This is a genomic window from Roseovarius sp. (assembly GCF_965228755.1).
Lineage (GTDB): Bacteria > Pseudomonadota > Alphaproteobacteria > Rhodobacterales > Rhodobacteraceae > Roseovarius.
Window position 1 is genome coordinate 149,797 of record NZ_CBDDIG010000005.1, and the last position, 11,814, is coordinate 161,610.

General features: G+C 64.9%; 11 protein-coding genes. 4 read left to right on the forward strand and 7 right to left on the reverse strand.

Features of this window, described 5'->3' with window-relative positions; translation table 11 throughout:
- From ACO07J_RS04065 to ACO07J_RS04090, 6 genes are all read right to left on the reverse strand, one after another.
- Positions 1-1,377 (reverse strand): aldehyde dehydrogenase family protein, encoded by a 1,377-nt coding sequence (locus tag ACO07J_RS04065; protein WP_422026573.1) that lies wholly within the window; start codon positions 1,375-1,377, stop codon positions 1-3.
- Between the two features lies 1 nt (position 1,378).
- Positions 1,379-2,743 carry a glutamine synthetase family protein gene (locus tag ACO07J_RS04070; protein ID WP_422026575.1) on the reverse strand — a complete coding sequence of 455 codons (1,365 nt, stop codon included), beginning with the start codon at positions 2,741-2,743 and terminating at the stop codon, positions 1,379-1,381.
- 80 nt (positions 2,744-2,823) lie between these two features.
- Positions 2,824-3,858, reverse strand: a complete 1,035-nt coding sequence (locus tag ACO07J_RS04075) for a TRAP transporter substrate-binding protein (protein WP_422026577.1) — start codon at positions 3,856-3,858, stop codon at positions 2,824-2,826.
- 57 nt (positions 3,859-3,915) lie between these two features.
- Positions 3,916-5,241, reverse strand: coding sequence for a TRAP transporter large permease (locus ACO07J_RS04080; protein ID WP_422026579.1), 1,326 nt, complete (start codon positions 5,239-5,241; stop codon positions 3,916-3,918).
- Positions 5,241-5,816 (reverse strand): TRAP transporter small permease subunit, encoded by a 576-nt coding sequence (locus tag ACO07J_RS04085; protein WP_422026581.1) that lies wholly within the window; start codon positions 5,814-5,816, stop codon positions 5,241-5,243. The genes ACO07J_RS04080 and ACO07J_RS04085 overlap by 1 nt, the downstream gene beginning before the upstream one ends.
- A complete protein-coding gene (locus tag ACO07J_RS04090) occupies positions 5,813-6,586 on the reverse strand; it encodes an N-formylglutamate amidohydrolase (protein WP_422026583.1) in 774 nt (257 codons plus the stop codon). Before ACO07J_RS04090 ends, ACO07J_RS04085 begins: the two co-directional genes overlap by 4 nt.
- Positions 6,587-6,683: 97 nt before the next feature.
- Here ACO07J_RS04090 and ACO07J_RS04095 point away from each other — a divergent pair, with 97 nt between their 5' ends.
- The 4 genes from ACO07J_RS04095 to ACO07J_RS04110 all read left to right on the forward strand — a co-directional run bounded on the left by ACO07J_RS04095 (position 6,684) and on the right by ACO07J_RS04110 (position 10,916).
- Positions 6,684-7,550 carry a MurR/RpiR family transcriptional regulator gene (locus tag ACO07J_RS04095; RefSeq protein WP_422026585.1) on the forward strand — a complete coding sequence of 289 codons (867 nt, stop codon included), beginning with the start codon at positions 6,684-6,686 and terminating at the stop codon, positions 7,548-7,550.
- A 593-nt stretch (positions 7,551-8,143) separates the two neighbouring features.
- Complete coding sequence (locus ACO07J_RS04100; RefSeq protein ID WP_422026587.1) at positions 8,144-9,361, forward strand: ABC transporter substrate-binding protein; 1,218 nt, start codon at positions 8,144-8,146, stop codon at positions 9,359-9,361.
- Between the two features lie 69 nt (positions 9,362-9,430).
- A complete protein-coding gene (locus ACO07J_RS04105) occupies positions 9,431-10,195 on the forward strand; it encodes an ABC transporter ATP-binding protein (protein ID WP_422026589.1) in 765 nt (254 codons plus the stop codon).
- Positions 10,188-10,916 (forward strand): ABC transporter ATP-binding protein, encoded by a 729-nt coding sequence (locus ACO07J_RS04110; protein WP_422026591.1) that lies wholly within the window; start codon positions 10,188-10,190, stop codon positions 10,914-10,916. The genes ACO07J_RS04105 and ACO07J_RS04110 overlap by 8 nt, the downstream gene beginning before the upstream one ends.
- A gap of 6 nt (positions 10,917-10,922) precedes the next feature.
- Here ACO07J_RS04110 and ACO07J_RS04115 read toward each other — a convergent pair whose 3' ends face one another.
- Positions 10,923-11,774 (reverse strand): AraC family transcriptional regulator, encoded by an 852-nt coding sequence (locus ACO07J_RS04115; protein WP_422026593.1) that lies wholly within the window; start codon positions 11,772-11,774, stop codon positions 10,923-10,925.
- Positions 11,775-11,814 lie beyond the last annotated feature (40 nt).

The window sequence follows — 11,814 nt, forward strand, 5'->3', positions numbered from 1 at the left end:
TCACGACCTCCGCAGATGGTAGGATTTCGGCCGTGTCAGCGCCTGGTAGGCAAGCGTCGACAATCCCTGGCCGCGCCCGGTCTCCTTGCAGCCGGTCCAGCACAGCGCGGGGTCGAGATAATCGCAGCGGTTCATGAACACCGTCCCGGTTTCCAGCCGCGCCCCGAGCGCTTCGGCCGCCTGCACGTCGCGCGTCCAGATCGACGCGGTCAGGCCGAAGCGGCTGTCGTTCATCAGGCGGATGGCCTCGTCATCGCCCTGCACGGGCATGATGCCGACAACCGGGCCGAAAGTCTCGTCGCGCATGACCCGCATGTCGTGGCTGACACATGTCAGCACCTGCGGGGTGACATAAGCCCCCTCGCCATCGTCGGCGGGCTTGGTCTTCACATGCGCCACGGCCCCGTCCGCCAGCGCCTCGGCCACCTGCGCGCGCACCTCGCGGGCAAAGCGGATATTGGCCATCGGCCCAAGCGTCGTCTCCGCGTCCAGCGGGTTGCCCAGCACCTGCGCCTCGGCCCAGGCCGTCGCCTTCTCGACGAAGGCGTCGAACAGCGGCTCGGCCACATAGATCCGCTCGACCCCGCAACAGCATTGGCCGGCGTTGAAAACCGCGCCATCCATCAGCGTCTCGACCGCCGCGTCGAGATCGGCATCGGCGCGCACATAGCCGGGGTCCTTCCCGCCAAGCTCGGTCGAAACCGGCAGGAAGGTGCCCGCCGCCGCACGCTCCATCGCCTGGCCACCGCCGACGGACCCGGTGAAGTTCACGAAATCCACCTTTCGCCCGGCAATCAGCGCGCTTGTCGTGTCGTGGTCGATCACGACGTTCTGGAACACCTCCGCCGGCACGCCGGCCTCGTGAAAGGCCTCGGCCAGGCGCTCGCCCACCTGCAGCGTTTGCGTGGCATGTTTCAGGATCACCGTGTTGCCCGCGATCAGCGCCGGCGCAACCGTGTTGATTGCCGTCATGTACGGATAGTTCCACGGCGCGACCACCAGGACCACGCCATGCGCCTCGCGCTTGATGATCCTGCGGAATGCGTCGCTGTCCTCGATCACGTCCGGGGCCAGGCAGCCCGGCGCGATCTCGGCCATGTGGCTCAGGCGCTCGTCGAACCCCCCGAACTCGCCGCCATAGCGCACCGGGCGGCCCATCTGCCAGGCAAGCTCCAGCGCCATGCGGTCCGTCGTCTGGCCGACGATATCCCTGGCCTTCAGCACCAGCGCGATACGCTCCTCCAGCGGGCGCGCGGCCCAGTCGGGCTGCGCCTTGCGGGCCCGGTCCGCCGCCGCAAACGCCGCGTCCCGGTCCAGGATGTCCCGGCTCAGATAGACCGAACCGTCGATGGGAGAGATGAGATCCACACGTGTCATGTCAGGCCCTTTCAAATCCGCGGGCGACTTCCCAGTCGGTGACGACCGCGTCGAACGCTTCCTGTTCCACTTCCGCCGCGCGGGTATAGTGGTCGACGACCCAGTCGCCCATTGTCTTCCGAAGCATCTCGGAATGCCGCAGCGCCTCGGTCGCGGCGCCAAGCGTGTGGGGAATGTCGGGCACGTCCCGCATGCTGTAGACATCGCCGTTCACCGGCGCATCAAGCGCCAGCCCCTCCTCGATCCCGGTCAGGCCGGCGGCAAGCTGGGCCGCGCAGGCAAGGTAGGGGTTCATGTCCGCACCCGGAATGCGGCACTCGATCCGGACACCCTTGGTGCCGTCCCCGACCAGCCGGTAGCCGGCTGTCCGGTTGTCGATCGACCAGGCGATCTTGGTGGGCGCGAAGGTGCCCGGCAGGAAACGCTTGTAGCTGTTCACGTAGGGCGCAAGAAAGAACGTCATGTCGGTGGAATACTTCAGCAGCCCCGCAACGTAAGAGCGCATGGTGGCCGACATCGTCAGGTCGGCGCCCGCGTCGTGAAAGGCCGGGCCCTCGGCCGCCATCAGCGACTGGTGGATATGCGCCGCGCTGCCCACCCGTGCGTGATGCCACTTGGCCAGGAACGTGGCCGAACGGCCGTGCTGCATGGCGATTTCCTTCGTCGCCTGCTTGGCGATGGTGTGGTGATCGGCGGCCAGGACCGCATCCGCGTAACGGATATTCAGTTCCTCCTGCCCGGCCTCGGCCTCGCCCTTGGTGTTCTCCACGGGGATGCCCGCGCCGAAAAGCGCGTTGCGCAGCGGCCGCATGACGTGCTCGTCCTTGGTGGATAGCTGGATCGCGTAATCCGCGTTATAGCCCGCCAGCGGTTCGAGATCGCGGAAACCGGATTTCCGAATGTCGTCGAAGGACTTCTCGAACAGGAAGAATTCCAGCTCGGTGGCCATCATCGGGGTAAAGCCCATCTCCTGCGCCCGCGCCACCTGCGCCTTCAGCACCTGGCGCGGCGAATGCGGCACCGGCTCGTGCGTGTGGTGGTCGATCAGGTCGCAGATCACCATCGCCGTGCCCTCCAGCCAGGGCAGGCGCCGCAAGGTGGCAAGATCGGGCTTCATGACATAGTCGCCATATCCCTTCTCCCACGATGTGGCGGCAAAGCCGTCGGGCGTTTCCATCTCGATATCGGTCGCGAGAAGGTAGTTGCAGCAATGGGTTTCTTCGTGCCCGCTTTCAAGAAAGTTGGACACGTGGAAACGCTTGCCCATCAGGCGCCCCTGCATGTCCACGAGGCATACCAGAACGGTATCGAGCGCGCCGCTTGCGGCCTCGTCCCTGAGCGTCTCGAGCGTGAGATTGGCAGACATTCGAAAATCCTGGTTGGGAAAGGGGGGGGCAGGGGGCCCTGTCGGGTCCCCCGCGATGTTCGGTTCAGGCTGTAACCGGATCAGGTATAGCGATACGGGCGGCCTGCGCGTTCCATGTCGGCATTGTACTTCTTGAAGATCTCGACCACCTTCGCCTTGGTTTCGCTTTCCGCGGCGATCTCGTCCCAGAAGGTGCGCGCGGCAGCCTCGACCGTGGCCCATTCCGCATCGGGAATGGTGGTCAGCTCCATCTTCGTGCCATTGACCCGCAGGTCGGCCTCGCCGCCCCAGTACCAGTGCTGCCGATAGTAATGCGACTGCTCGCAGCACACCATGAACAGCGTCTGCAGATCCTCGGGAAGTTCGTTCCAGCGGTCCATGTTGGCAAAGAAATGCCCGATCCACGCGCCCGAGATGTTGTTGGTTAGGAAGTAGTTGGTCACATCGGCCCAGCCGACCGTGTAATCCTCCGTGATGCCGGACCACGCGATGCCGTCAAGCTCGCCGGTCTGCACCGCCACCTCGATGTCTTCCCACGGCAGCGTCACCGGAACCACGCCGAACTGGGCCAGGAACCGCCCGGCCGTGGGGAAGGTGAAGACCCGCTTGCCCTTGAGATCCTCGAGGCTGTTGATCGGGTCCTTGGTCGCGAAGTGGCAGGGGTCCCAGGCGCCGGCCGAGATGTGCTTCACGCCGACCTTGGAATACTCCTCGTCCCAGATCTCCTTCAGGCCGTAACGGTCGAACAGCACGGGCACGTCCAGCGAATAGCGCGAACCGAACGGGAAATAGCCGCCGAACACCGTCACTTCCGTGGGCGACGCCATCGAGTCGTCATCCGACTGGACCGCGTCGATCGTGCCGCGCTGAAGCGCCTGGAACAGCTCGCCGGTCGGCACCAGCTGGTCGGCATAGAACACCTCGATCTGCATCCGGTCGCCGGCGATCTTGTTGAACATCTCGATCGCCGGATCGAGAACGTGCTCCGCCAGCGCCGGGCCGGCATAGGTCTGCAGCCGCCAGGTGATGGTCGACTGCGCGATCGCGGGCGCGGCAAGCGGCGCCGCGGCCGCGCCAAGCGTGGCGGTCTGAAGGAACTTGCGTCGTGTCGTCATGGTCTTGTCTCCTTGTTGGCTTCGGGTTGAGCGCCCCGTTGCGCGGGGTCTTATCAGTTAAAAACCATACACCTGCGCCGGCAGCCACAGCGCGATCTCCGGAAGCGCCATCACGATGACGAGCGCCGCCACCATCACCAGCACGAACGGCAGGATCGAGTTGTAGATGTCCCGCAGCGAAATCTCCGGCGGCGCCATCGCCCGCATCAGGAACAGGTTATAGCCGAACGGCGGCGTCATGTAGGCGATCTGCGTGGTGATCGTGTACAGCACCCCGTACCATATCAGATCGAACCCCAGCGCATCGACCAGCGGCACGTAGAGCGGCGCCACGATCACCAGCATCGCCGTATCGTCCAGGAACGTGCCCATCACGATGAACGAAAGCTGCATCAGGATGAGGATCATCCAGGGCGAAAGCCCCAGCCTCTCGGTGAACAGGTCGTCGATGGCGCGCACCGCGCCAAGCCCGTCGAACACCGCGCCAAAGGCCAGCGCCGCCAGGATGATCCACATGAACATGCAGGTGATCCCCAGCGTCTTGCGCACCGAGGTCTCGAACACCGCCCGCGTCATCCGCCCCTTCAGCACGGCGGCCACAACGGCCGCCAGCGCGCCGATGGCCGAGCTTTCCACCAGCGATGTCCACCCGTTCACGAAGGGCACCATCATCACGAAGAAGATGCCCAGCGGCAGCAGCCCCGCGGACAGAAGCCGAAGCTTCTCGCCCATCGGCAGCGCCCGCTCCTCGGGCGGCAGTGTCGGGCCGAGCGCCGGATTGATGCGGCAGCGGATGACGATATAGACGATGAACATCGCCGCCATCATCAGGCCGGGCAACACCCCCGCCAGCCAGAGCTGGCCCACCGGCTGGCGCGCGATCATCGCGTAGAGCACCAGCACCACGGAAGGCGGCACAAGGATGCCGAGCGACGATCCCGCCTGTATGACCCCGGTGACCATCCGCTTGTCATACCCTCGCTTCAACAGCTCCGGCAGCGCGATCGTGGCGCCGATGGCCATGCCCGCGACGGAAAGCCCGTTCATCGCCGAGATCAGCACCATCAGCCCGATCGTGCCCACCGCCAGGCCGCCCCGCAGCCCGCCCATCCAGACGTGGAACATCTTGTAGAGATCGTCCGCGATGCGGCTTTCCGAAAGGACATAGCCCATGAAAATGAACATCGGCAACGTCAGCAGCGGATACCACTTCATCACCTTCATCGCCGCCGAGAAGCCGAGGTCGTAACCGCCCCGGTCGCCCCACAGGAAAAACGCCGCCATCACCGCGACAAAGCCGATGGCGCCGAACACCCGCTGCCCGGTGAACAGCATCAGCATCATCGACGCGAACATCAGCAGCGCAATGGCTTCATAGGGCATCAGCGCGTCTCCGGTCCGGTTCCGGGCCGCGCATCGGCGTCGGCGTCCTTGGGGCCCATGTCATGTCCCCGCAGCCGCAGGACATCCTTGAACAGCTCGCTGACCGCCTGCAACAGCATCAGGAAAAGCCCCAGCACCATGATCGACTTGATCGGCCACAGATAGGGCCGCCACGCCGTGGGGCTGCGCTCGCCGCCATATTTCAGCGAATACATCAGGCTGTCCCACCCGCCCCACAGAAGAAAGCCGAGATAGACGATGAGAAACAGCACCGTAAGCGTATCCACCTGCGCCTTTCGGCGGTCCGTCCATTCGCCGTAGAACAGGTCCATCCGCACGTTCGAGCCCATCTGCACCGCGTAGGGCCCGCCGAGAATATAGTAGGCCACCATTGCGAACTGGGCCATTTCCAGCGTCCAGAGCGAGGGCAGGAAGAAGGTCTTCGTGATCGACGACCAGAGCAGGATGCCCATCATCACAAGGATGCCGTACATGACGATGCGCCCGATCGCGCGATTGAACGGATCGACGATGCGCACGTATCGCAGCATCCCGCCGGTGACCACGCCAGTCATGCGACCTCCTCGATGGCGGGAAGCAGCATCTCCAGCAGCTCGTCGGCAATCGCCTCGGTTCCGGCCTCGTCCCCCAGCAGGTCGTTCCGGACCTCGATCATCACGTTCGGGATGCCCCGCGCGGTTCCGTGTAGGGCGATGGTGTGGGTCACGCCGTCGGCGGCGGAATAGGGGGCGTTCAGCTCTACGCCCGCCCTGTCGTTCCCGTGTGCCAGCATCGCCCGGGCAAGCGCCGGATCGGCATCGTGCAGCAGGCCGATGCGTGTCTCGCGCGGGGTTCCGTGCCAGACCGGCGTGAAACTGTGCACGGTCACCAGCACCGGCGCCTGCATGGCGTCGAGCCTGTCCTCGACCGCCCCGTGAAACGGATGGTACAGCGCCGCGGCCCGGGCCTCCCGCTCCGATTGCGGCACGTCGCGATTCCGCGGCACCTCGACCACCTCGACCAGGGACGGGATGCTGTCCGGCGCGCCGACCGGGCGGTTGAGGTCCAGCAGCAGTCGGGAAAGCCCGGCCACGATCAGCGGCGCCTCCAGCCTTTCGGCAAGCCGCGCCGACAACGCCTCCGCGCCGATATCCCAGGCCGCGTGGCTGTGCCGATGCCTCGGCTCCAGCCCCAGGTCGTCAAGCTCTGCCGGGATATGTGCCGATGCGTGTTCGCAAACGACAAGAACCTGCCGGGGCCGGTCGGCGCCGTACACCCGATAGGGGGCAACATCGATCCTGAAGACCGGTTCCGTATGTGTGTCGGCGGTGTCCACACGGTCCATTGCTACGTCGCGGGCCGGCCCTGTCAAGGAAATATTGTAGACTATGGTACGCCGCTAATGTTACTTGTACCAATCACTTCATTTTCGGGGCAGGCCCTTGGGAAAGCTCATCGTCAAGGATCGCATAGAAGATCAGAGGGCCGACCTGACACAGGCCGAAAGGCAGATCACGAATGTCCTGATGCGGGATTACCCGGTCGCCGGGCTGCAATCCGTGACCCGCCTCGCCGAGGCGGCCGAGGTGTCGACCCCCACGGTCATCCGGCTGGCCCGCAAGCTCGGGTTCGAGGGCTTTTCCGACATGCAGCAGGCGCTCCGCGAGGAAGCGGCGGCACAGATCAAGCGCCCGATGCTGAAATCGGACGGCTGGCAAAAGCAACGGCGCACATCGCCGGCCTTTCGCGAATTCGCCGAGGCGGTCTTCGACAACCTCAACCGCACGATCGAGCGGCTCGACCCGAAGACATTCGACGCCATCGGCCGCATCCTCGCCTCTCCCGGGAACCGGCTCTACCTCTCCGGCGGGCGGATCACCCGGTCGAATGCCGATTACTTCTTCAACCACCTACAGATCATTCGCCCCGGCGTGACGCTCCTCAGCCAGTCGCCGAACGTCTGGCCGCAATTCCTTCTCGACATCGACAAGGACTCGGTCCTCATCCTGTTCGACATCCGCCGGTACGAGCGCGACCTGGAGCGGCTCGCCCACCTGGCGAAAGAGCGCGGCGCCACGATCATCCTGTTCACCGATCAATGGGGCTCGCCGGTATCGAAACAGGCAGACCACGTCGTGAACGCACTGGTCGAGGTGCCGTCGAGCTGGGATTCGACCATCGCCATGAACCTCGTGATCGAGGCGCTCGTGGCAGAGGTACAGCGCCGCAGGTGGGACGCCTCGAAGGACCGCATCGAAGCGCTCGAAGACATGTTCAACGCGACCCGGATTTTCCGCAAGGGGCCCTAGGCGAACCGCGGGCCGGCAAACCGTGCCAAGGCGCGCCCGCTGCCCCGAAACCTGCCCGGGACAGCCCCGATCGCGGGACCGCGCCGGGCGGTCCACCCGGGATGCACGGATGACCGCCCGTCCCGCCGTTTCGCGATGTTGCACCGGGGCCCACATCTTGCGTGTTGCGCGCTGTACGCAACATCAACCTCCCCGCCTGCCGACGCCGATACCGACGTGATACCGACAAAATACCGACGTGATACCGACGTCGGCCTCCCAGCAGAACAAGGCCGTTAACCATCGAATCGCCAAACCGGCGAAAGCGACCCGCCCGGCCCGCTCCCGCCGGTCCCCGCCCTTGGCCCGCGGGTCTTTCCGCAGAAACCGGCCCTCTCCGACGCCCGGGCCCCGGCCACGGGGCGCAGGCCTGACACGCACGCGATCGGGGCAGGGGAGGGGGTGGGGATCGGGTGGGCGCAGTGTCAGTCAAGGATGTGCATTTTGGATATTTTATCTTGTGTAATACACATTGTGACTGGCCTCCGAGGCGGTAAGATAGTGGAAAACACTACTGGACCAAAACGATATTCCAACCTGAGGAGGAGGAAAGAATGCGTAAAATGATAGGGCGTCTCATGGCGTCATGTGCCTGTGTTACCGCCGCGGTTGCCGCGCAAGCCCAGGTTTCGGACGATGTCGTCCGGATCGGCGTGCTCACCGACATGAGCGGCATCTACAGCGATCTCGCCGGGGAGGGCGCGGTCGAAGCAGTGCGCATGGCCGCCGAGGATTTCGGCGGCGAAGTCCTCGGCGCCCCCATCGAGGTGATCTTCTCCGACCACCTCAACCAGGCCGACACCGCCGCCGCAAAGGCACGCGAATGGTTCGACGTCGAAGGCGTCGACATGATCAATGACCTGTCCAACTCCGGCGCGGCCCTGGCCGTGGCGGCCGTTGCCAAGGAGGCCGAGCGCCACATCATCGTGAACGGTGCCTCGAACATCGGCATCACGAACGACGCCTGCTCGCCCTATGCCATTCATTACGCCTATGACGCCTATTCCCTCGCCCATGGCACAGGCAAGGCGGTGGTCGAGGATGGCGGATTGTCCTGGTACTTTCTGACCGTCGATTTCGCCTTCGGCATCGGTCTCGAGGAACAGGTGACCGAGGTCGTCGAGACTGCCGGCGGCAAGGTGCTGGGCTCCGCCCGTCACCCGCTATCGGCCAGCGACTTCTCGTCCTACATGCTGCAGGCGCAGTCGTCCGGGGCCGAGATCATCGGCATCGCGTCCACCGGCGGTGACGCGGTCAACGCGATCAACGCCGCCGCCGAGTTCGGCCTGACCCAGAACCAGACGCTGGCCGCCCTGCTGTTGTGGATCAACGATGTCCATTCCATCGGGCTCGAGGCCGCGCAGGGGTTGATGCTGACCAACGCCTGGTACTGGGACATGAACGAGGAATCGCGAGAGTTCGCAAAGCGTTACTTCGAGCGGGTCGGGTCGATGCCCAACATGAGCCAGGCCGCGAACTACTCTTCCACCATGCACTATCTGCGCGCGATCGAACAGGCCGGCACGGACGAGTCCGGCGCCGTGTCCGAGGCGATGCGCTCCATGCCGATCAACGACTTCTTTGCAACGGATGGCTACATCCGTGAAGACGGCCGGATGATGCACGACATGTACCTGTGGAAGGTCAAGACGCCCGACGAGGCCCAGGGCGAGTGGGATTACCTCAAGGCGGTGTCCACCATCCCGGCCGAAGATGCCTTCCGCCCCCTGGACCAGAGCACCTGTTATCTGGTGACGGGCGAGAACGGCTGATAAAATCGGTGAGAAAGGCCGGGCCGCCCCTTGCGGCCCGGCATCACCATACGCTCCTGCGAGACATCCATGACTGCCCCAATGACAGCCAACGTGCTGGAGGCCCAGGGCCTCACGAAGAGTTTCGGCGCCTTCACGGCCGTTGACGGCGTCGACCTCGCGCTTCGCAGGGGCAGCATCCATGCGCTCATCGGCCCCAACGGCGCGGGCAAGACCACCTGCTTCAACCTTCTCACGAAGTTTCTGACGCCAAGCAAGGGCACGATCCGGTTCAACGGCCGCGACATCACTGCGCTCGACCCGAGTGCCATCGCACGGTTGGGCCTGGTACGGTCTTTCCAGATCTCTGCGGTGTTCAACAGCATGACGGCGCTCGAGAACGTCATGCTCGCCCTGCAACGCCGGCGTGGCGAATCCTACGACTTCTGGGTCCGCAAATCCGCCCTTGCGTCCAACCGCGACAGGGCGCTGGAGCATCTCGACAGCGTCGGCATCGCCCACCTGGCCAAGGTCGAGGCCGGCGACCTTTCATATGGCCACCGCCGGGCACTGGAAATCGCAACGACCCTTGCGCTGGAACCGGAAGTGATCCTGCTGGACGAACCCACCGCGGGTATGGGGATCGAAGACGTGGACCGTGTCACCCGCCTGATCCACGATGCCGCGCAGGGCCGCTCGGTCCTGATGGTGGAGCACAACCTCGGCATCGTGTCCGAAATTTGCGACGGGGTGACCGTGCTGGCCCGCGGTCGCGTTCTGGCCCAGGGCGATTATGCCAGCATCGCCGCCAACGAAGACGTCATCGAGGCCTACCTGGGGGGCAGCCATGTCTGAGGCACAAGCAGAGGCCGCCACGCACACGGTTCTGGACATCGCGAACCTTCAGGCCTGGTACGGGCCCAGCCAGGCCCTGCACGACATCGCCCTGACCGTCCGCGCCGGCGAGCTGGTAACCATGATCGGCCGCAACGGCGCGGGGAAGACCACGACCCTGCGTGCCATCGTCGGCATGACCTCCCGCCGGGCAGGCTCGATTGTCATCAACGGAACCGAGACCGTCGGCCTGCCGTCGCATCGAATTGCCCGTACCGGCGTTGTCTTCTGTCCCGAGGATCGGGGCATCTACGCCAGCCTCACAGCCGAGGAAAACCTCGTCCTCCCGGCCGTCGTGGCCAAGGGCGGGATGAGCGTGACCGAGATCCTGACGTTGTTCCCCGGCCTCAGGGACCGGATGAGCAGCCCAGGCACCAAACTGTCGGGCGGCGAGCAGCAGATGCTCGCCATCGGTCGCATCCTTCGCACCGGTGCGCGGCTCTTGCTTCTGGACGAACCGACCGAAGGGCTGGCCCCTGTCGTGGTTCAGCAGATCGGCGCCGCCATCGCAGACCTCAAGGCACGCGGCTATACCATCCTGATGGTCGAACAGAACGTGCGGTTTGCATCCACCATAGCTGACCGGCACTATGTCATTGACCGCGGCCACGTGGCAGAAACCTTCGACAACGCCACCCTTCTGGCAGATTTCGACCGAATCAGCGCCCGGCTCAGCGCCTGAGACGGTTCACTCCCCCTCCACCTCGGGCGGCTTGCGGCCGCGCTGAAACCGCGAGGGCCGGAACCCGGTCATCCGCTTGAACGTGTTCGAAAAGGCGAAGGGGTTCTGGTAGCCGACCTCGAAGGCCACGTCCTCTACTCTCCGGTCCGTCGTCGCCAGAACCTGGGCAGCCTGCTGGACGCGCAAATAGGTCAGTTGCTGCATCGGGCTGCGCCCCAGGCGGGTCTGGCAAAGGCGGCGCAGGTGCTCGCCGCTGATCCCTGCGATCACGGCCAACTGGTCAAGCGTCCAGGGGTGACCCAAGTCGGCCGTGACCTTCGCCCAGAGCTTGCTGAGCCGTTCCTCATTGCGCAGCGGCTCGGTATAGCGTTTCACGTAATGCTCGATCAGGTCGATCCAGAGCGCTGTCGCCGCGATGTCGCCGCCGCTGTTCACCTCGTGGTAGAGGCCCAGGATCGCGTCGGACAGGGGCTTCGGATCCACCCGTGTGACCAGCGGGGTCATCCCCTCGATCGCGGACCGTGGGGATTGCGGCATGTAGCGGACCCAGCAATATTGCCATCGCTTGCCCTGCACCGCGTGGAAGGCGTGCAGCACGTGGGCCGGGGCGAGGGTCACCATCCCCGCGCGGTGCGGTCGCCAGCGACCGTCCAGCAGCATGCGGCCCTCGCCGCCAAGGCAGGCGTGCAGGTAAGCTCCGCTGAGGTTCGTCCGAACCACCTGGTAGGGCGGCGCCGCGTCGCCCACGCCCACATGTGACACCAGCCGCCGGGCCAGCGACGGGCAGTCTTCCGCGCGGACGATCTGTTGATGCGTGTCCTCGCCGACAATGTGGGTTTCAGATAGTTTATCGTGCATGGCGGCTATTGTTTCGGGCTTTGTCACGACAGTAAAGTGG

Excerpts from the sequence above, each read along its gene's own strand:
- ACO07J_RS04110 (WP_422026591.1), top strand. The coding sequence starts at position 10,188 with ATGTCTGAGGCACAAGCAGAGGCCGCCACGCACACGGTTCTGGACATC.
- ACO07J_RS04115 (WP_422026593.1), bottom strand. The coding sequence starts at position 11,774 with ATGCACGATAAACTATCTGAAACCCACATTGTCGGCGAGGACACGCAT.
- ACO07J_RS04100 (WP_422026587.1), top strand. The coding sequence starts at position 8,144 with ATGCGTAAAATGATAGGGCGTCTCATGGCGTCATGTGCCTGTGTTACC.
- ACO07J_RS04090 (WP_422026583.1), bottom strand. The coding sequence starts at position 6,586 with ATGGACCGTGTGGACACCGCCGACACACATACGGAACCGGTCTTCAGG.
- ACO07J_RS04080 (WP_422026579.1), bottom strand. The coding sequence starts at position 5,241 with ATGCCCTATGAAGCCATTGCGCTGCTGATGTTCGCGTCGATGATGCTG.
- ACO07J_RS04105 (WP_422026589.1), top strand. The coding sequence starts at position 9,431 with ATGACTGCCCCAATGACAGCCAACGTGCTGGAGGCCCAGGGCCTCACG.
- ACO07J_RS04075 (WP_422026577.1), bottom strand. The coding sequence starts at position 3,858 with ATGACGACACGACGCAAGTTCCTTCAGACCGCCACGCTTGGCGCGGCC.
- ACO07J_RS04070 (WP_422026575.1), bottom strand. The coding sequence starts at position 2,743 with ATGTCTGCCAATCTCACGCTCGAGACGCTCAGGGACGAGGCCGCAAGC.
- ACO07J_RS04065 (WP_422026573.1), bottom strand. The coding sequence starts at position 1,377 with ATGACACGTGTGGATCTCATCTCTCCCATCGACGGTTCGGTCTATCTG.
- ACO07J_RS04085 (WP_422026581.1), bottom strand. The coding sequence starts at position 5,816 with ATGACTGGCGTGGTCACCGGCGGGATGCTGCGATACGTGCGCATCGTC.